Raw genomic sequence first — 22,538 nt, forward strand, 5'->3', positions numbered from 1 at the left:
GACACCGTCTCGGCGGTCGCGTCGCGCCACGGCACCACCGTCGCCGCCGTCGTGGCCGCCAACGGCCTGGACGCACGCGCGACCATCCGCGCAGGCCAGAGGCTCACCGTGCCGGGGGCCGCCGCGGCGACGCCGACGAAGCAGCTGGTGGGCAACACGTTCGCCGGCCGCACCTACTCCTCGGACGTCGTCGGTGCCGCGAACCAGAACAAGGCGACCCTGCTGGCGTCCGGCGTGCCGTCCCGCCGCGACATGCAGGCGAAGGTCGCGGCGACCGCGCGGGCGATGGGCGTGGACGCCGCGCTGGCGCAGGCCGTGGCCCACCAGGAGTCGGGCTTCGACCAGACGGCGGTCTCGCCGGCGAACGCGATCGGCACGATGCAGGTGATCCCCTCGTCGGGCGAGTGGGCGTCGCAGCTCGTCGGCCGGCAGCTCGACCTGCTCTCGCCGGACGACAACGTCGTCGCGGGCGTCGCGATCCTGCGCTCGCTGGTGCGGACCTCCCCCGACCTCCCGACCGCGATCGCGTCGTACTACCAGGGCGCCTCGTCGGTGAAGCGCAACGGCATGTACGACGACACCCGTCGCTACGTCGCCAACGTCCAGACCCTCATGACGCGCTTCCGCTGACGCGCGCGGCTCCCCGGATCTCACGCCCGTCGACCGTAGACTGCCGCGCGTGGGAGCCACCGTCACAGATCCGCTCGTCGGCCGCCTGGTCGACGGCCGGTACGAGGTCGTCTCGCGCATCGCACGCGGCGGGATGGCGACGGTGTACCTGGCCGTCGACCGTCGCCTGGACCGTGAGGTCGCGCTCAAGGTCATGCACCCGCACCTCGCCGAGGGCGCGTCCGGGAACGCCTTCGTCGCACGCTTCCGCCGCGAGGCGCGCAGCGCGGCCCGGCTGACGCACCCCGGGCTCGTCGGGGTCTTCGACCAGGGCGTCGACGGCGAGACCAGCTACCTGACGATGGAGTACGTCGACGGGACCAACCTGCGCCGCCAGATCGCCGAGCAGGGCGCCCTGCGCGTCGGTGAGGCCCTGCGGGTCACCGAGAGCGTCCTCGACGCACTGGCGGCCGCCCACCGTGCGGGGCTCGTGCACCGCGACGTCAAGCCGGAGAACGTCCTCATCGCGTCCGACGACCGGGTGCGGGTCGCGGACTTCGGACTCGCGCGCGCGGTCACCGAGGTCACCTCGACGACGACGGGCACGGTGCTCGGCACGGTCGCGTACCTGGCGCCCGAGCTCGTGCAGCGCGGCGCCAGCGACGCCCGCACCGACGTGTACGCCGTCGGTGTCATGCTCTTCGAGATGCTGACGGGTCGGCAGCCGTTCACCGGTGAGACCGCGATCCAGGTGGCCTTCCAGCACGTGAGCTCCGAGATCCCGGCCCCGTCGACGACCATCGACTGGTTGCCCTCGGAGATCGACGAGCTCGTGGGCGCGCTGGCCGCCCACAGCCCGGAGGACCGCCCGGTCGACGCCGCCTCCGCGCTGCTGCTCGTCCGACGCACGCGCCTCGCGCTCGACGGCGTCACGCTCGACCGACGCGCCGACGTCGCCCCGACGCTCGCCCTGCCGTCCGCCACCGATCCGTCCGGGACGGACCTGCCCGTCGAGCCCGACGCCGACGACCTGGGTACGGACGACCCGGCACTCACCGCACGCGTCCCCGTCGGTGACCACGCGCGCGGAGGCACGGTCGCGCTGCCGATCGGTCTCGGCGTGGTCGAGGCGCCCCCGGGTGAGGCACCTCGACCGCCGCGCCGACGCTGGCCCCTGGTCGTCGCCCTCGTGGCGGTGCTCGCGCTGCTGGGCGGCGGCACGTGGTGGTTCCTCGACGTGGGTCCCGGTGCGTACACGAACGTGCCGGACGTCGTCGACGCACTCGAGGAGGACGCCGTCGACGCCCTCGCCGACGCCGGGCTGGGGACCACGAGGGCCGAGGCCTTCCACGACCAGGTCCCGGCAGGCTCGGTCGTGTCGACCGACCCCGGCCCCGGGGAGCCCGTGCGCAAGGACGGGACGGTCACCTACACCGTCTCGAAGGGCCCCGACCTGGTGACGGTCCCCGACGGGGTCGTGGGGGCGATGCAGGCCGACGCCGACAAGGCCCTCCAGGACGCCGACCTCGTGGTCGCGTACGGTCCGCCGGAACACCACGACGAGGCGCCGAAGGGGCAGGTGCTGCGCGCCACGCTCCCCGACGGCTCCGCGGCCGAGGCCGGCGGCACCACGAAGCGCGGGACCACGGTGACGCTCGTGCTGTCCGACGGCCCTGCACCTGTCACGGTCACGTCCGTCGTCGGCATCACCGTCGAGGAGGCGCAGGACCAGCTGGCCCAGGACGCGCTCACCGTCGAGCCCACCGAGGCGTTCCACGACACCGTTCCCGCCGGGCACATCATCGACCAGACCCCGCCGGCGGGCGAGACCGCGCACCGCACCGACGTGGTCACGGTGACCGTGTCGAAGGGTCCGGAACCGGTCGCCGTCCCGAACGTCGTCCAGGTCGACTTCGAAACGGCCAAGAAGCAGCTCGAGGAGCTCGGTTTCAAGGTGGATCGCAAGAACTCGTGGGGCGGCCTCATCGGACGCGTGGTCGACCAAAGCGTCGACGGCGGCCAGACGGCGCCCAAGGGTGCGACCATCACGCTCACAGTCGTCTGACCACTGGACGTCGGCGGGGACGCCCACGCGGACTGCTGCAGCACGCCGGAGCCCCGGTCCGCAGACGCGGCCCGGGGCTCCGATGCGCATCCCGTCAGGCGCGGCGCAGCAGCTCCACGACCTGGAAGGCCATCTCGAGCGACTGCTGGTGGTTCAGACGCGGGTCGACCAGCGTCTCGTACCGGCGCGCCAGCCCGTCGTCGTCGATCTCCTCGGTGCCGCCGAGGACCTCGGTGACGTCGTCGCCCGTGAGCTCCACGTGCAGCCCTCCGGGCACGGTGCCCAGCGCGCGGTGCACCTCGAAGAACCCGGCGACCTCGTCCATCACGTCCGTGAACCGACGGGTCTTGTACCCGCTGGCGGACGTGATGCCGTTGCCGTGCATCGGGTCGCACACCCACGTCACCGGCCGACCGTCGGCCGTGACCTTCTCGACGAGCGCGGGCAGGAGGTCGCGGACCTTGCCGGCGCCCATGCGCGTGACGAAGGTCAGTCGGCCCGGCTCCCCCGTCGGGTTCAGCCGGTCCATCAGGGCGATCGCGTCGTCGCCCGTCGTGGTGGGGCCGAGCTTGACGCCGAGCGGGTTCTGCACGCGGGAGAAGAAGTCGACGTGCGCGGAGTCGAGCTGACGCGTCCGCTCGCCGATCCACAGGAAGTGGGCCGAGCAGTCGTACGGCAGGCCCGACCGCGAGTCGATCCGGGTGAGGGGACGCTCGTAGTCCAGCAGCAGCCCCTCGTGCGCGGAGTAGAAGTCCACCGCACGCAGCGCGTCGACGTCCGCACCGCACGCCGCCATGAAGCGGATCGCGCGGTCGATCTCCGCCGCGAGCTGCTCGTAGCGCGAGTAGGCCGGGTTCGCGGTGAAGCCCCGGTTCCACTCGTGCACGCGCAGCAGCGAGGCGAACCCGCCGGTCGTGAACGCCCGGATGAGGTTCAGCGTCGACGCGGACGTGTGGTACGCCTCGAGCAACCGGTCCGGGTCCGGCGTCCGCGCGTCGGCGGTGAACTCGAAGCCGTTGATGATGTCACCGCGGAACGCCGGGAGCGTGACGCCGTCACGGGTCTCGACGTCCGAGGACCGCGGCTTCGCGTACTGGCCGGCCATCCGGCCCATCTTCACGACGGGCAGGCTCGCGCCGTAGGTGAGCACGACCGCCATCTGCAGGATGGTCTTGATCTTGTTGCGGATGTTGTCGGCCGTCGCCTCGGCGAACGTCTCGGCGCAGTCCCCGCCCTGCAGGACGAACGCCTCGCCCCGCGACGCCGCCGCGAGCTGCGCGCGCAGCGCGTCCGCCTCACCGGCGAAGACGAGCGGTGGCAGGCTCGCGAGCCGGTCGCGCACCCGCCGGACCGCGCCGGCGTCGGGCCACTGCGGCTGCTGACCGACGGGCAGCGTCTCCCAGACGTCGAGCCCTGCGAGGACCTGCGGGTCCGGCTCGACGCTCATGAGTGGCTCGCCGGGACGAGGGGCTGCCCGATGTCCGACAGCAGCTCGCCGAACCACTCCTGCGAGACGTCGAACGCCTTGCCGCCCGCGATGCGCGGGAACTCGATCGCGCGCAGCCGGTCGCCCTGCTCCTCGTCGTGACCGATGACACCGGACTCGGCGCGCAGAGCGCACTCGACGGCCAGGTCGGTCATCGACTTGATGAGCCGCAGGTCCTCGGCGTTCGCCGCGGCGGCGCGCGAGTAGTAGCCCGACTTCTGGACCATGACCTTCTCGGCGCCGAGCTTCTCGGCGAACTGCTTGGCGAACCACTGGCCCGGGTTGATGGTGTCGAGCTTGACGTGGCCGAACGGGTCCCGCTCCGGGGGCGTGCCCGCTGCCTCGAGCTGCTCGACGATCTCGTGCATGCCGGCACCCTCCGAGAGGAAGATGTTGACGTTGCCGAGCTCGTCCATGACGCCCTTGAGGCGCGTCGCCTCGGCGTCGATGTCCAGCGCGAGCTCGGGCAGGAACACCGCGTGGATGTCCCACCGCTCGCGCGACAGGCCGATCCCCGGGACCCACTCCTGCGTGTCGAGCCACTTGCGGTACTCGGCGGCGGCCGCGGCCGTCAGCCACCCGCAGTGCCGGCCCATGACCTCGTGCACGATCAGCATCCGCGGGCCCGAGCGGTGCTCGCCGATGATGTGGCGCGCGAACCCGGCGGCCTCCTCGGCAGCGGTCCACGCGCCGAGGGACTGGCGGATCGGCACGACGTCGTTGTCGATCGTCTTGGGCAGGCCGACGACGGTGAGCTCGTAGCCGTTGTCGTGCAGGTACGCCGCGAGGTCGGCCGCGGTCGTGTTCGTGTCGTCACCGCCGATCGTGTGCAGCACGTCGACGCCGTCCGCCTTGAGCTGCTCGGCCGCGACGTGCAGCGGGTCCTGGCCCTCGGCCACCAGACCGCGCTTGACGCAGTCCTTCGCGTTGGTGAGCTTGACCCGGGAGTTGCCGATCGGCGAGCCGCCGAACCGGTGCAGCACGCCCGCCTTGGCACGGACCTCGGGCGTGATCGTCACGCTGTCGCCCCGCAGCAGGCCGTGGTAGCCGTGCTGGTACGCGATGATCTCGATCTCGGGAGCGATCTCCGTGTAGCGCTCGATCAGCCCACCGACGGCGGAGGACAGGCAGGGAGCGAAACCGCCGGCGGTCAGAAGGGCGACGCGACGGACCGACATGGGACACACCTCTCGTTGGCACAGCACGGACGGCGCGGGTGCAGGACGTACCCGACCGGCCCAGGGTGGTGCTCGCGCGCGGGGCACGACCGGGACCGAGGTCCGGGTCGAGCCGGCGCGCGTGGGACGACGGGCACGCGCCCACCGGGCACGCGCACAGGCCCGGCACACGTCCGGGTCGGGATCATCCTACTGACGGCGGAGCCTCGTCCTGCGGCGGGACCGGAACCTGGACATCGGGCACCGGCCTGCCTCCGGGCGCGGCGGGCATCTGGCCCGTGCCGTCGTCGGGCTGCTGGTGGCCCGTCGCGATGCGCGCCTTCTGCGTGGCGGCGTACACGTCGACGTACTCCTGGCCCGACAGGCTCATGATCGCGTACATGATCTCGTCCGTCACCGAGCGCAGGATGAAGCGGTCGTTCTCCATCCCGCGGTAGCGCGAGAAGTCCAGCGGCTCGCCGATGACCACGCCGATGCGCATGACCTTGGGGATGCGGCGCCCGAGCGGCTGCGCCACGTCGGTGCCGACCATGGCGACGGGGACCACGGGCGCCCCGGACTCGAGCGCGAGCCGTGCCACGCCCGTCTTGCCGCGGTAGAGCCGGCCGTCGGGGCTGCGGGTGCCCTCCGGGTAGATCCCGAACAGCCCGCCCTCCGCGAGCCTGCGCAGACCCGTCCGCAGAGCGGCCTCACCCGCCTTGCCGCCGCCACGGTCGACGGGGATGGTGCCGACGCCGCGCATGAAGCCGGCCGTCACCCGGCCTTTGAGACCGGCCCCCGTGAAGTACTCCTGCTTGCCGATGAAGACGATCTCGCGGTCGAGCACGAGCGGCAGGAAGAAGGAGTCGATGACGGCCAGGTGGTTGCTCGCGAGGATCGCCCCGCCCTCGGCGGGGACGTGCTCCGCACCACGCACCCACGGCCGGTAGACCACGCGCAGCAGGGGCCCGACGAACACCCGCTTCATCAACCAGTAGAACAACGTGTCTCCTCGCTCGACGTCCGCCGCGCCGCCGTCGCCCGCGGCGCCGGACGGTCCCACGGACCTGCCACCGACCACGACGGGTCGGTACGTCGGGTCCGACTCTAGAGTGCTCCCATGGACGCACGTCCCGACGACGACGCCGATGCCGACGACTTCACCGGCGCGCAGCAGCCGCCCGGGCCGTCCGCGCGCCCCGACGAGGACGGCACGACACCCTCCCGCCCGGCCGTCCCACCGCCGCCCGGGGAGGACGAGGTCTGGGCCTCGATCGTCGAGCGGCTCTCCGACGTCGACGGGGGAACCGATCCCGCCGTCCGGCAGATCCTGTCCGAGCTCCAGGACGAGGACGACCACCTTCCGGGCGTGTCGCCCGCACCGGTCGCACCGGCGGTGGGCCGGGACTGGGACGGCACCACGCAGTACGACGCCGCAGAGGCCGAGGTCGACGACCTCGAGCACTTCGTCCCCCAGGACCCCGGCCCCGTGACGAGCAGCGATCCTCTGCTGACCCTCGCCTGGGGTGCCGCGGCCGGCGTCCCGCTCTTCCTGCTCGTGGTCGTCACCGTGTGGCGCGACGCCCCGACGCTCCTCGTCCGGGCGGCCGCGGTGCTGTTCGTCGTCGCGGTCGGCGTCCTGGTGTGGCGGATGCCACAGCATCGGGAGCCGTCGGACGGCGACGGCGCCGTCGTCTGACGACGACCGGCCGACGGAACGGGTCCGTCAGATCCGCGCCAGGTCCGCCGCGCCGACCATGCCGGCGTCGTTGCCCATGTCGGCGACGACGATCGCCGCCTCGGGGCGGTGACCCCGCCCCGACAGCTGCTCGTCGAACGCCTTGCGCGCCGGCACGAGCACCAGGTCGCCCGCTGCACTGACCCCGCCGCCGATGACGAAGACCTCGGGGTCGAGGAGCGCTGCGACGCTCGCGGCACCCTCGCCCACCCAGCGCCCCACCTCGGCCAGCAGCTCGACCGCGAGGGGGTCGCCGTCCTGGGCCGCGCGCGTGACGAGCGGCCCCGTGATCGCCTCCGGGCGGCCACCCGCGAGCGCCACCAAGCCGGAGGCACGGGCGGGCTGGGTGATCGCGGCGGCCTGCGCGTCACGCACGAGGGCCGAGCCGGACACGTACTGCTCCCAGCAGCCCTCGTGCCCGCAGCCGCAGTAGTGCCCGCCGGGGACGACGCGCATGTGACCGATCTCGGCGGCGACGCCCCAGGCGCCGCGCGTCAGACGGCCGCCGCTGACGATCGCCCCGCCGAGGCCCGTGCCGAGCGTCAGCATCACCATGTCCTCGACGTCCCGTCCGACACCGAACCGGAACTCCGCCCAGCCGGCGGCGTTCGCGTCGTTCTCGACGACGATCCGCACGCCGGGGTCGGCGATGAGCGCGGCGACGTTGTCGCGCAGCGGGTACTCGCGCCAGGCGATGTTCGGCGCGAAGAGCACGCGTGCGCGGTCCGAGGCCACGAACCCCGCGGCGGCGAGCCCCAGCTCGCGCACCTCGTAGGACGCGCTGAGCTCGCGGTAGACGTCCGCGATCGCGGCGTCGATGCTCGCGACGTCGTCGGGATCGGTGTCCCGTCGGGTCTGCGCGAGGATCGCGCCGTCGTCGTCCACGACGCCGGCCGCGATCTTGGTCCCGCCGATGTCGACACCGATGGCATGCATGTCCTGGTCCGCTCCTGCCCTCGCCGCCCCGCGTCCGTCGCGCAGCGCCTCCACGCTAGCGGCACGGCCGACGCTGCGGGAGCGCGTCCACCGGCGCCGGTCGCGCCGCGTCGGCCCCGCAGACGGCCCGGTGCGCCGGTGGCCTGCGACTCCACCCGAACGGCGCCCCCTGACCAGGGACCGACGTCCCGTATCCTCATGGCACCTTCGCCCCCCTGCCACTGGAGTCAGCATGGACGAGTCCCACAGCCCTCTCCTCGTCGAGGTCGATCCCTCCGAGAACCTCAACGACCTGCTCGCCTCCCGCGTCCGCAGCACACCGGACCGCGTCCTCGTCGAGCGTCACGTCGACGGGCAGTGGCTGCCGATGACTGCCCGGGAGTACGACACGGCGATCGTCGACGTCGCACGTGGACTCGTCGCGAAGGGCGTGCAGCCCGGAGACCGCGTCGGCATCATGTCCCGCACCCGGTACGAGTGGTCGCTCCTGGACTGGGCGACGTGGGCCGTCGGGGCCGTCCCGGTGCCGCTCTACGAGACCTCGTCGGCCGAGCAGGTCGCGTGGATCCTCACCGACGCCGACGTCAGCCTGCTGTTCGTCGAGACGCCCGCGCACGCGGACGTCGTCGCCGAGGTGCGCGACCAGGTGCCGACGCTGCGCGACGTCCTGGTCATCGACGCGGGGGCCGTCGACGACCTCGTGACCGCCGGCGCCGACGTCGACGAGGCGGAGGTGGCACGGCGCAGGGGGCTCGCCGCGCGCGACGACCTCGCCACCGTCATCTACACGTCGGGCACCACGGGGCGGCCGAAGGGCGTCGAGCTGACGCACGGCAACTTCTCGGCCCTGACGATCAACGCCGTCGAGAAGCTCGACGTCGTGGTCTCCACGCCCGGCGCGAGGACGATGCTCTTCATGCCGCTGGCCCACGTGTTCGCGCGCTTCGTGCACGTGCTGACCATCCCCGCCGGCTCGGTCCTGGGCCACTGGCCGGACACCAAGACGCTCATCGAGGGCATCGGGACGTTCCGCCCGACGTACATCCTGTCCGTGCCGCGCGTCTTCGAGAAGGTCTACAACTCCGCCGAGCAGAAGGCCGCCGCAGGCGGCAAGGGCGCGATCTTCCAGCGGGCCGCGAAGACCTCGATCGTCTACTCACGCGCGCTGGACACCCCGCGCGGGCCGAGCCCGTGGCTGCGTCTGCAGCACAAGGTCGCCGACGTCCTGGTGCTCTCCAAGCTGCGCAAGGTGCTCGGTGGCCAGGTCGAGTGGGCCATCTCGGGTGGCGCACCCCTGGGCGAGCGGCTGGGGCACTTCTACCGCGGCGTCGGTCTCAAGGTGCTCGAGGGGTACGGGCTGACGGAGACGACGGCCCCGGCCACGGTCAACCTGCCCGAGAAGACCAAGATCGGGACGGTCGGCCCCGCGCTGCCCGGCACGTCCCTGCGCCTCGCCGCGGACGGCGAGATCGAGATCAAGGGCATCCAGGTGTTCCGCGGGTACCACGACAACCCGGAGGCCACGGCGGAGTCGATGCGGGACGGCTGGTTCCGCACCGGTGACCTCGGCACCATCGACGAGGACGGCTTCCTGCGCATCACCGGCCGCAAGAAGGAGATCATCGTCACCGCGGGCGGCAAGAACGTCGCGCCGAGCGTGCTCGAGGACCGGTTGCGCGGCCACCCGCTGGTGAGCCAGGTCGTCGTCGTCGGGGACCAGCGCCCCTTCATCGGAGCCCTGGTCACGCTGGACCCCGAGGGCGTCCCGGGGTGGCTCACGGCGCACGGCAAGCCCCCGATGTCGATCGAGGAGGCGGCGAAGGACCCCGACGTGCTCGCGTCGCTCGACAAGGCCGTCGAGCGCACGAACAAGGCGGTCTCGCGCGCCGAGTCCATCCGCCGCTACCGGATCCTGGACCGCGACCTGACGATCGCCGACGGATACCTCACGCCGAAGTTGAGCGTGCGGCGGTCCGAGGTGCTCAAGGACTTCGCGGCCGAGGTCGACGCGCTGTACGCCGAGGGCGAGCGCTGACCCGGCCCGCTGACGGCACGACCCGCGCACCCGGTGACCGCCGGTGGCGCGGGTCGTGCCGTCAGTGGCGACGCAACCGCTCCACGAGGGTCGCCGACGGCACCGCCCAGGCACCCGCACGCTCGACGTCGTCGACGACCTCCCGGTCGGACGTCGCCACCACGAGCACCCGGCCCGGCGGCTCTGCCGCGACGAGCTGCCGCAGCAGGTCGTCGGCCGTCTCCCCCGCCGTGAACAGCACCCGCACTCCGCGCACCGGTGGCGCTGCACGGTGCCCGGCCTGGCCGTCGAAGCAGCAGGTGACCTCGGCCCCCGTCTGCGCGGCCAGCGCCGCCATGCCGTCGACGAGCAGACGGCGCTGGTCGGCGAGCGTCGTGTGCGGCCAGCCCGTCTTCGACACGTTGTAGCCGTCCACCAGGAGATGAGCACGCGGCAGCCGCAGCAGGTCGTCGAGCAGCGCCGGGTCCTCGACCGACCGCCCGCGCGAGGTCGGCCGCTCGCGCGGTCCGTCGACGCCGGGCGCCACCAGGTCCGCCGGCAGGTCGCGCACGGGTGGCAGAGCGAGCTCGGCGCGCAGCCCGGATGCGGCGTCCACCACCGTGTCGAGCAGCAACCGGAGCCGGGACTCGGCCAGCCGGTGCCCGGTCCGCACCTCCTCACGCGCGGACGACCGCTCCGCGGCGGCCGCCCGCAGGTCGGCGGCCGCCTGTGCGCGCTCGTCCACCGCCGCCTGGAGGTCGGCGGCCGCCCGACGCGCGTCGAGCTCCGCCGCCGCCGCCAGCGCGCGGGCCTCGCTGCGGGCACGGTCGGCGTCCGAGCGCAGCCGCCGCAGCTCGCGCTGCAGAGCGGCGAGCTCGTCACGCGCGGCGCGCTCGTCCTCACGGGCGACGCCGAGTGCCGTGCGCAACCGCTCGACCTCGCGCTCGAGGACCGCGAGCCGCCGCGTGTCCACCTCCTCGACCGCCACGGGCGCCGACGTCGGGAGCAGGTCCTGCCAGGGCAGACCCTGCAACCACGCCCCGACCGCGGCGTCGGTACCGGTGGCGGCCCCGGGGACCGGGCGTCCCGCCCCGGACCCGGCCGCGGGTCCGTCGGTCGAGGACGAGGGCTCGCTGCCGGCGGCAGCGGGTGCCGGGTCGTGCGCCTGCAGCCAGACGCGCGCGACGCGGGCACGGAAGGCGCTGTCCTCGCGCAGGGCCGACCACAGCGGCGCCGCGCCGGCGGTCGCACGTCGGCGCGGCGCGAACCGTCGGACCGCGAGCAGCGACTGCGGGACGTCGGCCGGTTCGGTGTCACCGAGCACGTCGGCGGCGAGGCGCACGAGCGCCGAGCGCAACGCGGCCGGGACGTCCGACGGATCCGGCTCGGACGCCGCGACGTGCTCCTGACCTGCCATGGCGCCAGCCTAGGTGCCGGCCCGCGTCCACGCGCAGGCGCGGTGGCACGGCCCTGTCGGATGCGCCGGGTACCGTCCGGGACATGCCCGCCGTCCGTCGCCTGCGTCCCTCCGAGGGGGCCGCGGTACCGGGGGCGACGCCGGTGCAGATGGGGCTCGACGAGCTCGGGACGCCGCTGCGCGACGTCACGTTCGTGGTGGTCGACCTCGAGACGACCGGTGGTCGGGCAGCCGAGGACGCGATCACGGAGATCGGTGCCGTCAAGGTCCGCGGCGGCGAGGTCCTGGGTGAGTTCCAGACGCTCGTCGACCCCGGGGGGCCCGTGCCCCCGTTCATCCAGGTCCTCACCGGGATCACGACCTCGATGCTGATCGGTGCGCCGACGATCGCGCAGGTGCTGCCCGGCTTCCTCGAGTTCGCCCGCGGGGCGGTGCTCGTCGCGCACAACGCCCCCTTCGACGTCGGCTTCCTGCGCGCCGCAGCGGCCCGCTGCGAGCGCCCCTGGCCCGGCTTCCAGGTCGTCGACACGGTCCGGCTCGCGCGGCGCGTCGTGCTGCGCGACGAGGCTCCCAACCACAAGCTGTCGACCCTGGCGGCGCTGTTCGGGGCGGCCGAGACGCCGAACCACCGGGCCCTGGCCGACGCGCGCGCGACCGTCGACGTCCTGCACGCGCTGCTGGGCAGGCTCGCGCCGCTGGGGGTCACGCACCTGGAGGACCTCGCCACCGCGGCGGACCCCGTGCCCGCCGACGTCCGGCGCAGGAGCACGCTGGCGGACGGTCTGCCGGACTCCCCCGGCGTCTACCTGTTCCGCGGCCCCCGCGAGGAGGTCCTGTACGTCGGGGTGTCCACGACGTCGTTGCGGCGACGCGTCCGCAGCTACTTCACGTCCGCCGAGAAGCGCGCGCGCATGACGGAGATGGTCCGCCTCGCCGTGCGGGTGGACCCCGTCGTGTGCGCGTCGCCCCTCGAGGCCCGCGTCCGCGAGCTGCGCCTCATCGCGGAGCACGCGCCGCGCTACAACCGACGCTCGCGCGCGCCCGAGCGCATGCCGTGGGTGCGTCTGACCGACGAGCCGTTCCCGCGGCTGTCCGTCGTGCGCGACGTGCGCGCGGGCACCGCGCACATCGGACCGTTCGCCTCGCGCGCGCTCGCGCAGCAGGCCGTCGACGCGCTGCACGCGACGTTCGCCGTCCGCCAGTGCACCGGGCGCCTGCCGGCCGTCCCCGCAGCGGGCGCCCACGCGTGCGTCCTCGCCGAGGTCGGACGCTGCGGCGCCCCGTGCGTGGGTGGGCAGGACGTGGCGGCGTACGCCCCGGTCGCCGACGCCGTGCGGCAGGCCATGACGGGCGACCCCCGTGACGTCGCCGAGGCCCACGCCGTGCGCATCCGTACGCTCGCGACGCAGGAGCGCTTCGAGGACGCGGCCGTGGTGCGCGACCGGCTCACCGCGTTCGTGCGGGGCGCCGGGCGTGCCCAGCGTCACGCCCGCGCCGCCGCCTGCCGTGAGCTCGTCGCGGCACGTCGGACCGAGGATGGTGGCTGGGAGCTGGTCCTGGTGCGCCACGGCCGGCTCGCGGGCACCGCCGTCGTCGACCGGCGCACGGACCCCATGCCCGTCGTGGCGAGCCTGCAGGCCGGTGGCGAGCACGTCACCGCCCCCGTCCCGCCGGCGACGGCGGCGCACCCCGAGGAGACCGACCTGGTCCTCGCGTGGCTCGAGCAGCCCGGCGTCCGACTCGTCGCGGTCGACGGCGAGTGGTCCTCACCCGCCCGCTCGGCCCAGGCCGTGCGGGACGCGGCCGCCGCGGTCACGCTCGACCTCGTGGCGCCGCGCGCACCACTGGTCGACGACGCGCCGACGACCGCCGCCGTCGAGCCGCAGCGCACGGCATGATGGCTGCATGCTCACTGCCATCGTCCTGATCGACTGCGATGCTGCCCGCATCCCGGAGGTCGCCGCCGCGGCCGCGGAGATCGAGGGGGTCAGCGAGGTCTACTCGGTCACCGGTGAGGTCGACCTGATCGCCCTCGTGCGCGTGCGGGAGCACGAGCGGCTCGCCGACGTCATCGCCGACAAGGTCAGCAAGCTCGAGGGCGTGCTGCGGACACAGACGTACATCGCGTTCCGCGCGTACTCCCGCCACGACCTCGAGGAGGCGTTCGACCTCGGTCTCGAGGACTGAGGCGGACGAGGACCGACGCGTCGACGGTCGGGACGGGCGACCCGGCCCGCCGCGCGGGACGTGCCCGGCGGAACACGGCGGCTCAGGCCGCGGCCGCCGTCCGCCAGCGCTCGAGGACGGCAGCCGCGGCACCGTCGTCGAGCGACCGCTCCGCGTGGGCGACGCCCGCCAGGATCCGCTCGACCAGGGTCCCCTCGGCCGTGCCTGGCAGCGTCCCGTCCGCCGCGAGGGCGGCGCCGGCGTTGAGCACCACGGTGTCGCGCACCGGTCCGGGAGCCCCTGCCACGAGGGCGCGGACGACCTCGGCGTTCTGCCGCGCCGCTCCACCACGGAGCTGCTCGACGGTCACGGGGCGCACGCCCACGCTCGACCACTCGACGACCTGCTCGCGTACCTCGCCGCCGCGAACCTCCCAGAAGCGCGTCGCACCCGTGGCGGCGACCTCGTCGAGACCGTCGGCCTCACCCCGGAAGACCAGGGCCGACCGACCGCGCGCGGCGAGCACGCCCGCCATGAGACCGGCCATCCGTGCGTCCGCCACACCGATCGCGCTCGACTGCGGCTGCGCCGGGTTCGTGAGCGGCCCCAGGAAGTTGAACGCCGTGGGGATCCCCAGGTCGCGGCGCGTGACACCCGCGTGACGCATCGAGGGGTGGAAGGCACCCGCGAAGCAGAACGTGATCCCGACCTCGGCCGCGAGCGAGGCGACGCGCTCGATCGGCAGGTCGAGGCGGATGCCGAGCTCCTCGAGCACGTCCGCCGTCCCGGTCGACGACGACGCGGCACGGTTGCCGTGCTTGACGACCGTCAGACCCGCGCCCGCGACGACGAGTGACGCCATCGTCGAGATGTTGACGGTGTGCAGGCGGTCACCGCCCGTGCCCACGATGTCGACGGACCTGCCGGGCACGACGAACCGGTGGGCGTGCTCGAGCATCATGTCCGCCAGGCCCGCGAGCTCGTCGACCGTCTCCCCCTTGGCGCGCAGCGCCACGAGGAAGCCCGCCACCTGGGACGGCGACGCCTCGCCGCTCATGATCCGGTCCATCGCCCACGACGCGCGAGCGCTGTCGAGGTGCTCGCCGCGGACGAGCGACATCAGCAGGTCGGGCCAGGTGGTCGGACCCGTCATCCGCGAGCCGTCAGCGTGTGCACGAGCTCGGTCACGGCGGCGTGCACGACGACCGGGTCGAGCGGGCGGCTGACCACGGCGTCGGCGTTGGACCACGACGCGAGCCACGCGTCCTGCGGGCGGCCCGTCAGGACGAGCACGGGCGGGCACTCGTAGACCTCGTCCTTGAGCTGACGGCACAGGCCGAGGCCGCCGACCTTGTCGGCCTCGCCGTCGAGGACGAGGACGTCCGCCCCGCGGGCGTCCGCGACGGCGATCACGGCGTCGGCGGTCGCGACCTCGATCCACTCGATGTCCGGCTCGCCGCGCCCGAGACGCCGACCCACGGCCAGGCGCACCTGGTCGCGCGCGTCCACGTCGTCGCTGTACAGCAGGATGCGCGGCGCGCGGGCCGCCGGGTTCGCGGTGCTCATGGTGCCCCTCACTCGTCGTCGACGTGCAAGGGGCATCTTGGCACGTCGACGCGTTCCGAGGGCGCTCCTCCCACTTTCCGGAGCGCGCCGCGCGCCTGCCGGGGCGGTGGAAGGTGACGGTGTGACATATCCCCGGCCCGCCGCGTGGGTCGAACGACCCATGCGGCGCTCCCGTCAGCCATAATGGCCGAGTGTCGACCGCAACGGCTGCCTCGCGCCCTGTCCCCCACGTGACCGTCAACCGACCGAACCCAGTGTCGGTCGGGACGATCGTGTGGCTCGCCAGCGAGCTCATGTTCTTCGCCGGGCTCTTCGCGATGTACTTCACGGTGCGCGCGGCCGTGCCCGAGGAGTGGGCGCTGCAGGCCGACAAGCTCAACCTGCAGTTCGCCTTCGCGAACACGACGATCCTGGTGCTGTCGTCCGTGACGTGCCAGATGGGCGTGTGGGCCGCCGAGCGGCTGCAGCCGGTCCGCACCGGCTCCCTGGTCCAGTTCTGGCGCTGGGGCATGAACGAGTGGATCACGCTCACGTACGTCATGGGCGCGATCTTCATCGGCGGGCAGATCTTCGAGTACGCCGAGCTGGTCGAGCACGGGCTGACGATCTCGTCGTCGCCGTACGGCTCGGTCTTCTACCTGACGACCGGCTTCCACGGTCTGCACGTCGTCGGTGGCCTCATCGCCTTCCTCTTCCTGCTCGGTCGCTCGTTCGCGGCCAAGCGGTTCACCCACCACGAGGAGACGACCGCGATCGTCACCTCGTACTACTGGCACTTCGTCGACGTGGTCTGGATCGCGCTCTTCGCGGTCATCTACCTGGTCAAGTGACGTCATCCGGCTCGCTGCGCGAGCCGGCGCCAGACCCCACCCGCACACCCCCGACGCGAGACGAGGACCGATCCGTGAAGGCACTCGCAGCCCGCAGGCACGACCGGCGTGCGCCGGTCGTGCTGCTCCTGCTGGCGCTGCTGCTCACCGGCGCGCTGTACGCAGTGCTGGCCCCGACCTCCGCCGACGCCGCCCCCACGGCGGCGACCGCGGACCAGGTGGAGACCGGTGAGAAGCTGTTCCAGGCCAACTGCGCGACGTGCCACGGGCCGGACGCGACCGGACGCGAAGGCATCCCGTCGCTCGTCGGCGTCGGTGCCGCGGCCGTCGACTTCCAGGTCGGCACCGGGCGCATGCCCCTGCAGATGAACGGCCCGCAGGCACCGGCCAAGCCCGCCCAGTTCGACGAGGAGCAGATCGCTGCGCTCGCCGCCTACGTGGCCTCGCTCGGCGCCGGACCTGCCGTCCCCACTGCCGAGCAGGTCGACCCGGCCCTCGGCGACCCGGCGAGCGGCATGGCCCTGTTCCGCACCAACTGCGCGATGTGCCACAACGCCATCGGTGCCGGTGGTGCGCTGTCGGAGGGCAAGTGGGCCCCGAACCTGTGGGAGACGACGCCCACGCACGTGTACGAGGCGATGCTGACCGGGCCGCAGTCCATGCCGGTGTTCAACGACGCCAACCTGACGTCCGACGAGAAGCGGGACATCATCGCGTTCCTCGAGCTGCAGGGCGACGGCGCACCCGGCGGCATCACGCTCGGCAGCCTCGGACCGGTGAGCGAGGGCCTGTGGGCCTGGGTCGTCGGCATGGGGCTCCTCATCGGAGCAGCAGTCTGGATCGGAGCGAGGTCCTCGTGAGCATCACCCCCGACCACGGCCACGACGGTCACGAGCAGGGCGACACCGCCGGCTCGGACGTCGTCCTGCGCGAGGGCGAGGACGCCGTCGAGAAGTTCCCCAACCCGGGCTTCGGCCCGCACCGCCCTCGGCGTGCCGACGTCGACCCGGCAGCCAACAAGCGGGCGGAGCGGCAGGTCGTCGCACTCTTCGCCCTGTCGGTGGTCGGCACCATCGGCTTCATCGTCGCGTACTTCACGCTCCCCCCGGGTGACACGATCGCGTCGATGCGCACGTCGAACCTCGCGCTCGGCCTCGGTCTGGCGTTCGCCCTGCTCGGCATCGGCCTGGCGGCGGTCCACTGGGCCAAGTCGCTCATGAACGACCACGAGAAGGCCGAGGACCGTCACGCGCAGCGCAGCACGGACCAGACCCGCGCCGAGGCGGTCCAGGTCCTGCGGGACGGGGCGCAGGACTCGGGCATCGGGCGACGCGGCGTGCTCAAGGGCGCGCTCGTGTCCTCGCTCGCGCTCTTCCCGCTCACCATCGTGCTGCCGCTGATCGGCGAGGTGGGCGAGGACTGGAACGTCTCGAAGTTCAAGCGCACGATGTGGGCGAAGAACAAGAAGCTCACGATCGACCCCACCGGCCGGCCCATCAAGGCGGCGGACGTCACCATCGGGTCGGTCGTGCACGTGATCCCCGAGGGGCTCGACGAGACCGACGCACCGCTGGACGAGAAGGCCAAGGCCGTGGTGCTCCTGGTCCGCATGGACCCCCGGGACATCAAGTCCGAGCAGGGTGAGGGCTGGTCGTACGACGGCATCGTCGCCTTCTCGAAGATCTGCACCCACGTGGGATGCCCGGTGGCCCTCTACGAGCAGCAGACGCACCACCTGCTGTGCCCCTGCCACCAGAGCACGTTCGACGTCGCTGACAGCGCCAAGGTCGTGTTCGGTCCCGCCAAGCGGCCGCTTCCCCAGCTGCCGATCACCGTCGACGACGAGGGCTATCTGGTCGCCCAGAGCGACTTCCACGAGCCCATCGGTCCGAGCTTCTGGGAGCGGCTGCGATGAGCACCACGACCGCACCGAGCGGCGGCAGCAAGGCCGCCGCGGCGACCGCCGACTACCTCGACCAGCGCACCGGCATCGGGACCGCGGTCAAGGAGTTCGCACGCAAGATCTTCCCCGACCACTGGTCGTTCCTGCTGGGTGAGATCGCGCTGTACAGCTTCATCACGCTGATCCTCTCCGGCGTGTTCCTCACCATGTTCTTCGTCCCGAGCATGACCGAGGTCCACTACGAGGGGCCGTGGCCGGCACTGAACGGCGTCGAGATGTCCGAGGCCTTCGCCTCGACCCTGCGCCTGTCGTTCGAGGTCCGCGGCGGTCTGCTGATGCGGCAGATCCACCACTGGGCCGCGCTGATCTTCATGGCCGCGATCGTCACGCACATGATGCGCGTGTTCTTCACCGGTGCGTTCCGCAAGCCGCGCGAGCTCAACTGGGTCGTCGGGTTCGTCCTCATGATCCTCGGCCTCGCGGCGGGCTTCACCGGCTACTCGCTGCCGGACGACGTCCTGTCGGGCAACGGCCTGCGCATCACCGACGGCGTGGTCCGCTCCATCCCGATCCTGGGCAGCTACCTGTCGTACTTCATCTTCGGCGGCGAGTTCCCGGGCCACGACGTCATCCCACGCCTGTTCACGTTGCACATCCTCGTCGTGCCCGGGCTCATCCTGGCGCTGGTGGCCCTGCACCTCTTCTTCGTGGTGCTGCACAAGCACACGCAGTACCCGGGCTCGGGCCGCACCAACGCGAACGTCGTGGGCTACCCGCTGTTCCCGATCTACGTCGCGAAGGCCGGCGGCTACTTCTTCGTGGTGTTCGGCGTCATCGCACTCATGGGCGCGACGATGTCGATCAACCCGGTCTGGAACTACGGGCCGTACGACCCCTCCCCCGTGTCGGCGGGCGCGCAACCCGACTGGTACATGCTCTTCCTCGAGGGATCGCTGCGTCTCATGCCGGGGCAGATGGAGTACGTGCTGTTCGGTCCGGACGGCTACACGCTGTCACTCAACGTGCTGATCCCGGCCGTCGTGATCCCCGGTGTGCTGTTCACGCTGCTGGCGGCCTACCCGTTCGTCGAGGCGTTCGCCACCGGTGACAAGCGGGAGCACCACGTGCTGGACCGGCCGCGCAACCGGCCCTTCCGCACGGCCTTCGGCGTGTCGGTCCTCGTCGCCTTCTTCATCCTGGTGCTGGCCGGCTCGAACGACCTCCTCGCGACGCACTTCGACCTGTCGATCAACGACATCACGTGGGTCTTCCGGTTCCTGTTCTTCCTGGCCCCCTGGGCGGCGTTCGTCATCACGAAGCGCATCTGCCTCGGTCTGCAGCGCAAGGACCGCGAGCTCGTCCTCCACGGGCACGAGACGGGTCAGATCGTCCGGTTCGCGTCCGGCGAGTACATCGAGGTGCACAAGCCCCTCGACCCTCACGAGCGCTGGCTGCGCGTCGAGCACGACGCGATCCGGCCGATCGAGATCGAGCCCGCGGAGGACTCGCGCGGCGTCCGCCGCAAGGGCTACCGCCTGGACCGCATGCGCCAGCGTCTCTCGCAGCTGTTCTACGAGGACCGCGTGGAGCCCGTGACGCCCGCCGAGCTGGCGGCGTCCCACTCCCACGGTGAGCACGACGCGCTCGGCTCGGACCAGGAGAAGGCGCCCGCGCAGCTCATCGCCGAGGGTGCTCCGACGGGCGGCGGCACACGCCTGCGCCCGGAGGATGAGACCGGCCCCGAGACGCGGAACACCTGATCCTGGGCCAGAGTTGACCTGACAGACGACCGTTCGCGGTGTCCGGCCGGATGCGCCGGGCACCGCGACGGCGTTTCCGGGCGGGTGCTCGCACCCGCCACCCGACGCAGGAGAGGTACGAGATGGCTGACTACACCCTCCCGGATCTGCCGTACGACTACGCGGCGCTCGAGCCGCACATCTCCGGCAGGATCATGGAGCTGCACCACGACAAGCACCACGCCGCGTACGTCACGGGCGCCAACACGGCGCTCGAGAAGCTCGCTGCAGCGCGCGAGACCGGCGACTTCGCCGCGGTGAACCTGCACGAGAAGAACCTCGCGTTCAACCTCGGCGGGCACGTCAACCACTCGGTCTTCTGGGAGAACCTCTCCCCCGACGGCGGCGACAAGCCCACGGGTGAGCTCGCGGCCGCGATCGACGAGTACTTCGGGTCGTTCGACGGGTTCCAGAAGCACTTCGCCGCGAACGCTGCGGGCATCCAGGGCTCCGGCTGGTCGATCCTGGGCTGGGACTCGGTGGGCCAGAAGCTCGCGATCTTCCAGCTGTACGACCAGCAGAGCAACTACCCCTTGGGCCTCGTGCCGATCGTCGTGCTCGACATGTGGGAGCACGCCTTCTACCTCGACTATGTCAACGTCAAGGCGGACTACATCAAGGCCTGGTGGAACATCGTCAACTGGGCGGACGCCTCGGAGCGCTTCACGCGAGCGCGCACCCAGACGGCCGGGCTCATCGTCGCGTCGGCCTGACGACGCGCAGGCCGCTCCTGCGGCCGCACCGCAGCCGCTCGTCCCCTCGGGGCGGGCGGCTGCGGCGTTCCTCCCGGGTCGAGTCGCTCGCACACGACGACGGCCCGTCACCTGCTGGTGACGGGCCGTCGTCGTGCGTGCGGGTGCCGCGTCAGTGCGCGTGCTGCCCGCGGGAGAACTCGAACATCCAGCCGACCAGCCCGATGACACCGAGCACCGCGGCGGGCACCATGAGCCACCAACCGACGGCCAGGGACAGGAACGCGACCGACGCGCCGAGCGCGACGACGAGCGGCCACCAGCTCCACGGGCTGAACGTGCCCTGGTTGCCGGCACCCTGCTCGATCTCGCCGAGCTCGTCGTCCTCGGGACGTGCGTCGATCCGACGCGCGAGGAGCGCGAAGTAGCCGCCGATCATGCCCACCAGGCCGCCGACGAGCGGGATGCTGACGGTACCGACCGCCTCGCCGTCGCTCCACAGGCCGTAGATCAGGCCCACCGGGACGAAGAAGAGGATGCCGTAGAGGAAGAGCTTCGCCTCGATCTTCATCGGTCGTCCCCCTCGCGCCGCTCGCGCACGTCCTCGACGTCGGACTCGACCACGTTCGCCGAGGACTCGCTCTCCTCGCCGGTCCCCCGGGCGACGCGCTCCTCCGCGAGCTCCCGCTCACCGGTCTGCTGCGGGGCCCAGTCCAGCGGTCCCGGGTCGTCGGGCGCGACGTGGTCCATCGCAGCGACCTCCGGGTGGTGGAGGTCGAACGCCGGACGCTCGGAACGGATCCGCGGCAGGGACGTGAAGTTGTGGCGCGGCGGGGGGCAGCTCGTCGCCCACTCCAGCGACCCGCCGTAGCCCCACGGGTCGTCGACCGTGACCTTGGGTGCGTTGCGCCAGGTGACGTAGACGTTCCAGAGGAACGGCAGCGTGGACGCGGCAAGGATCGCGGATCCCACGGTCGAGACCTGGTTCATCCACGTGAAGCCGTCCGCCGGGGAGTAGTCGGCGTACCGACGCGGCATCCCGACCACACCGAGCCAGTGCTGGATGAGGAACGTCATGTGGAAGCCCACGAACAGCAGCCAGAAGTGGATCTTGCCGAGTCGCTCGTCGAGCATGCGACCGGTGAACTTGGGCCACCAGAAGTAGAAGCCGGCGAACATCGCGAACACGACGGTGCCGAACACCACGTAGTGGAAGTGCGCGACCACGAAGTACGTGTCGGAGAGGTGGAAGTCCAGCGCGGGGCTCGACAGGATGACGCCGGTCAGACCACCGAAGAGGAAGGTCACGAGGAAGCCGATGGCCCAGAGCATCGGCGTCTCGAACGTCAGCTTCCCCCGCCACATCGTGCCGATCCAGTTGAAGAACTTCACACCGGTCGGTACGGCGATGAGCATCGTCATGAAGGCGAAGAACGGCAGCAGCACCGCACCGGTGGCGTACATGTGGTGCGCCCACACGGTGACCGACAGCGCCGCGATCGCGATCGTCGCGTAGATCAGGCCCTTGTAGCCGAAGACCGGCTTGCGGCTGAACACGGGCAGGATCTCGGTGACGATGCCGAAGAACGGCAGCGCGATGATGTAGACCTCGGGATGCCCGAAGAACCAGAACAGGTGCTGCCACAGCAGCGCGCCACCGTTGTCCGGGTTGAAGACCTGGGCCCCGAGGCGCCGGTCGGCACCGAGGGCGAACAGCGCGGCGGCCAGCGGCGGGAACGCCATGAGCACCAGCAGCGACGTCACCATGATGTTCCAGGTGAAGATCGGCATGCGGAACATCGTCATGCCGGGCGCACGCATCGTGACGACCGTGGTGATGAAGTTGACCGCACCCAGGATGGTCCCGAAGCCGGTGAGCGCCAGGCCGAAGACCCAGAGATCTCCCCCGAGCCCTGGTGAGTACATCTGGTTCGACAACGGTGCGTACGCGAACCAGCCGAACGACGCCGCGCCCTGCGGCGTGAGGAAGCCGGCGGCCGCGATGAGCCCGCCGAACAGGTACAGCCAGTACGCGAACATGTTCAGCCGCGGGAAGGCGACGTCCGGCGCGCCGATCTGCAGCGGCATGATGATGTTGGCGAAGCCCGCGAACAGTGGCGTGGCGAACAGCAGCAGCATGATCGTGCCGTGCATCGTGAA

20 protein-coding genes are annotated in these 22,538 nt (G+C 72.0%); 11 read left to right on the forward strand and 9 right to left on the reverse strand.

Annotated features, from left to right (window positions below):
• Together IR158_RS07890 and pknB are read left to right on the forward strand one after the other, a co-directional pair.
• The coding region (locus tag IR158_RS07890; protein ID WP_291811710.1) for a lytic transglycosylase domain-containing protein at nt 1–630 on the forward strand (630 nt) is incomplete at its 5' end.
• Nucleotides 631–679: 49 nt separating this feature from the next.
• Nucleotides 680–2,674, forward strand: a complete 1,995-nt coding sequence (gene pknB / locus IR158_RS07895; protein ID WP_291811713.1) for a Stk1 family PASTA domain-containing Ser/Thr kinase — start codon at nt 680–682, stop codon at nt 2,672–2,674.
• A 94-nt stretch (nt 2,675–2,768) separates the two neighbouring features.
• On the opposite strand, the gene IR158_RS07900 is transcribed toward pknB, so the two are convergent.
• The 3 genes from IR158_RS07900 to IR158_RS07910 form a co-directional block, all read right to left on the reverse strand.
• Nucleotides 2,769–4,121: a class II 3-deoxy-7-phosphoheptulonate synthase gene (locus IR158_RS07900; RefSeq protein WP_291811715.1), complete on the reverse strand. Its 1,353-nt coding sequence runs from the start codon at nt 4,119–4,121 to the stop codon at nt 2,769–2,771.
• Nucleotides 4,118–5,338: a pyrophosphate--fructose-6-phosphate 1-phosphotransferase gene (locus IR158_RS07905; RefSeq protein ID WP_291811717.1), complete on the reverse strand. Its 1,221-nt coding sequence runs from the start codon at nt 5,336–5,338 to the stop codon at nt 4,118–4,120. The genes IR158_RS07900 and IR158_RS07905 overlap by 4 nt, the downstream gene beginning before the upstream one ends.
• A 184-nt stretch (nt 5,339–5,522) precedes the next feature.
• A complete protein-coding gene (locus tag IR158_RS07910; RefSeq protein WP_291811756.1) occupies nt 5,523–6,305 on the reverse strand; it encodes a 1-acyl-sn-glycerol-3-phosphate acyltransferase in 783 nt (260 codons plus the stop codon).
• A gap of 132 nt (nt 6,306–6,437) precedes the next feature.
• On the opposite strand from IR158_RS07910, the gene IR158_RS07915 reads away from it, so the two are divergent.
• On the forward strand, nt 6,438–7,016 hold the full coding sequence (locus tag IR158_RS07915) for a hypothetical protein (protein ID WP_291811720.1): 579 nt from the start codon (nt 6,438–6,440) through the stop codon (nt 7,014–7,016).
• 27 nt (nt 7,017–7,043) lie between these two features.
• On the opposite strand, the gene IR158_RS07920 is transcribed toward IR158_RS07915, so the two are convergent.
• Nucleotides 7,044–7,991, reverse strand: coding sequence for an ROK family glucokinase (locus IR158_RS07920; protein ID WP_291811723.1), 948 nt, complete (start codon nt 7,989–7,991; stop codon nt 7,044–7,046).
• Between the two features lie 232 nt (nt 7,992–8,223).
• On the opposite strand from IR158_RS07920, the gene IR158_RS07925 reads away from it, so the two are divergent.
• Complete coding sequence (locus tag IR158_RS07925) at nt 8,224–10,026, forward strand: long-chain fatty acid--CoA ligase (RefSeq protein WP_291811726.1); 1,803 nt, start codon at nt 8,224–8,226, stop codon at nt 10,024–10,026.
• A 61-nt stretch (nt 10,027–10,087) separates the two neighbouring features.
• Here the strand turns inward: IR158_RS07925 and IR158_RS07930 are convergent, their stop codons facing one another.
• A complete protein-coding gene (locus IR158_RS07930; RefSeq protein ID WP_291811729.1) occupies nt 10,088–11,422 on the reverse strand; it encodes an NYN domain-containing protein in 1,335 nt (444 codons plus the stop codon).
• Nucleotides 11,423–11,505: 83 nt separating this feature from the next.
• Between IR158_RS07930 and IR158_RS07935 the strand changes: the two genes are divergently transcribed.
• Nucleotides 11,506–13,320, forward strand: coding sequence for a DEDD exonuclease domain-containing protein (locus tag IR158_RS07935; RefSeq protein WP_291811732.1), 1,815 nt, complete (start codon nt 11,506–11,508; stop codon nt 13,318–13,320).
• Between the two features lie 7 nt (nt 13,321–13,327).
• Nucleotides 13,328–13,609: an Lrp/AsnC ligand binding domain-containing protein gene (locus IR158_RS07940; RefSeq protein WP_291811734.1), complete on the forward strand. Its 282-nt coding sequence runs from the start codon at nt 13,328–13,330 to the stop codon at nt 13,607–13,609.
• Nucleotides 13,610–13,691: 82 nt separating this feature from the next.
• Here the strand turns inward: IR158_RS07940 and trpD are convergent, their stop codons facing one another.
• Both trpD and IR158_RS07950 read right to left on the reverse strand, forming a co-directional pair.
• Entirely contained in the window at nt 13,692–14,741 is a 1,050-nt protein-coding gene (trpD, locus tag IR158_RS07945; RefSeq protein ID WP_291811736.1) for an anthranilate phosphoribosyltransferase, read from the reverse strand.
• Nucleotides 14,738–15,154 carry a hypothetical protein gene (locus IR158_RS07950; RefSeq protein ID WP_291811739.1) on the reverse strand — a complete coding sequence of 139 codons (417 nt, stop codon included), beginning with the start codon at nt 15,152–15,154 and terminating at the stop codon, nt 14,738–14,740. The genes trpD and IR158_RS07950 overlap by 4 nt, the downstream gene beginning before the upstream one ends.
• 230 nt (nt 15,155–15,384) lie before the next feature.
• On the opposite strand from IR158_RS07950, the gene IR158_RS07955 reads away from it, so the two are divergent.
• The 5 genes from IR158_RS07955 to IR158_RS07975 all read left to right on the forward strand — a co-directional run bounded on the left by IR158_RS07955 (nt 15,385) and on the right by IR158_RS07975 (nt 20,399).
• Nucleotides 15,385–15,984, forward strand: a complete 600-nt coding sequence (locus tag IR158_RS07955; RefSeq protein WP_291811741.1) for a heme-copper oxidase subunit III — start codon at nt 15,385–15,387, stop codon at nt 15,982–15,984.
• A gap of 74 nt (nt 15,985–16,058) precedes the next feature.
• The gene (locus IR158_RS07960) at nt 16,059–16,844 is read left to right on the forward strand and encodes a c-type cytochrome (protein ID WP_291811744.1); all 786 of its coding nucleotides are present in this window, start codon (nt 16,059–16,061) and stop codon (nt 16,842–16,844) included.
• 65 nt (nt 16,845–16,909) lie between these two features.
• On the forward strand, nt 16,910–17,899 hold the full coding sequence (locus IR158_RS07965) for a ubiquinol-cytochrome c reductase iron-sulfur subunit (RefSeq protein WP_291811758.1): 990 nt from the start codon (nt 16,910–16,912) through the stop codon (nt 17,897–17,899).
• Nucleotides 17,896–19,647, forward strand: a complete 1,752-nt coding sequence (locus IR158_RS07970) for a ubiquinol-cytochrome c reductase cytochrome b subunit (protein ID WP_291811746.1) — start codon at nt 17,896–17,898, stop codon at nt 19,645–19,647. The genes IR158_RS07965 and IR158_RS07970 overlap by 4 nt, the downstream gene beginning before the upstream one ends.
• A gap of 122 nt (nt 19,648–19,769) precedes the next feature.
• Nucleotides 19,770–20,399 (forward strand): superoxide dismutase, encoded by a 630-nt coding sequence (locus IR158_RS07975; RefSeq protein WP_227575571.1) that lies wholly within the window; start codon nt 19,770–19,772, stop codon nt 20,397–20,399.
• Between the two features lie 151 nt (nt 20,400–20,550).
• On the opposite strand, the gene IR158_RS07980 is transcribed toward IR158_RS07975, so the two are convergent.
• Together IR158_RS07980 and IR158_RS07985 are read right to left on the reverse strand one after the other, a co-directional pair.
• Nucleotides 20,551–20,949, reverse strand: coding sequence for a cytochrome c oxidase subunit 4 (locus tag IR158_RS07980; RefSeq protein ID WP_291811750.1), 399 nt, complete (start codon nt 20,947–20,949; stop codon nt 20,551–20,553).
• The coding region (locus IR158_RS07985; RefSeq protein ID WP_291811753.1) for a cbb3-type cytochrome c oxidase subunit I at nt 20,946–22,538 on the reverse strand (1,593 nt) is incomplete at its 5' end. The genes IR158_RS07985 and IR158_RS07980, both read right to left, overlap by 4 nt.

The organism is Cellulomonas sp. (assembly GCF_015234515.1).
In the GTDB taxonomy this organism is placed as follows: Bacteria; Actinomycetota; Actinomycetes; order Actinomycetales; family Cellulomonadaceae; genus Cellulomonas.

Coding starts and splice junctions, on each gene's coding strand:
- IR158_RS07925 (WP_291811726.1), top strand. CDS start 8,224: ATGGACGAGTCCCACAGCCCTCTCCTCGTCGAGGTCGATCCCTCCGAG.
- IR158_RS07905 (WP_291811717.1), bottom strand. CDS start 5,338: ATGTCGGTCCGTCGCGTCGCCCTTCTGACCGCCGGCGGTTTCGCTCCC.
- IR158_RS07920 (WP_291811723.1), bottom strand. CDS start 7,991: ATGCATGCCATCGGTGTCGACATCGGCGGGACCAAGATCGCGGCCGGC.
- IR158_RS07950 (WP_291811739.1), bottom strand. CDS start 15,154: ATGAGCACCGCGAACCCGGCGGCCCGCGCGCCGCGCATCCTGCTGTAC.
- IR158_RS07975 (WP_227575571.1), top strand. CDS start 19,770: ATGGCTGACTACACCCTCCCGGATCTGCCGTACGACTACGCGGCGCTC.
- IR158_RS07940 (WP_291811734.1), top strand. CDS start 13,328: ATGCTCACTGCCATCGTCCTGATCGACTGCGATGCTGCCCGCATCCCG.
- IR158_RS07900 (WP_291811715.1), bottom strand. CDS start 4,121: ATGAGCGTCGAGCCGGACCCGCAGGTCCTCGCAGGGCTCGACGTCTGG.
- trpD (WP_291811736.1), bottom strand. CDS start 14,741: ATGACGGGTCCGACCACCTGGCCCGACCTGCTGATGTCGCTCGTCCGC.
- IR158_RS07930 (WP_291811729.1), bottom strand. CDS start 11,422: ATGGCAGGTCAGGAGCACGTCGCGGCGTCCGAGCCGGATCCGTCGGAC.
- IR158_RS07970 (WP_291811746.1), top strand. CDS start 17,896: ATGAGCACCACGACCGCACCGAGCGGCGGCAGCAAGGCCGCCGCGGCG.
- IR158_RS07980 (WP_291811750.1), bottom strand. CDS start 20,949: ATGAAGATCGAGGCGAAGCTCTTCCTCTACGGCATCCTCTTCTTCGTC.
- IR158_RS07915 (WP_291811720.1), top strand. CDS start 6,438: ATGGACGCACGTCCCGACGACGACGCCGATGCCGACGACTTCACCGGC.
- IR158_RS07910 (WP_291811756.1), bottom strand. CDS start 6,305: ATGAAGCGGGTGTTCGTCGGGCCCCTGCTGCGCGTGGTCTACCGGCCG.
- IR158_RS07935 (WP_291811732.1), top strand. CDS start 11,506: ATGCCCGCCGTCCGTCGCCTGCGTCCCTCCGAGGGGGCCGCGGTACCG.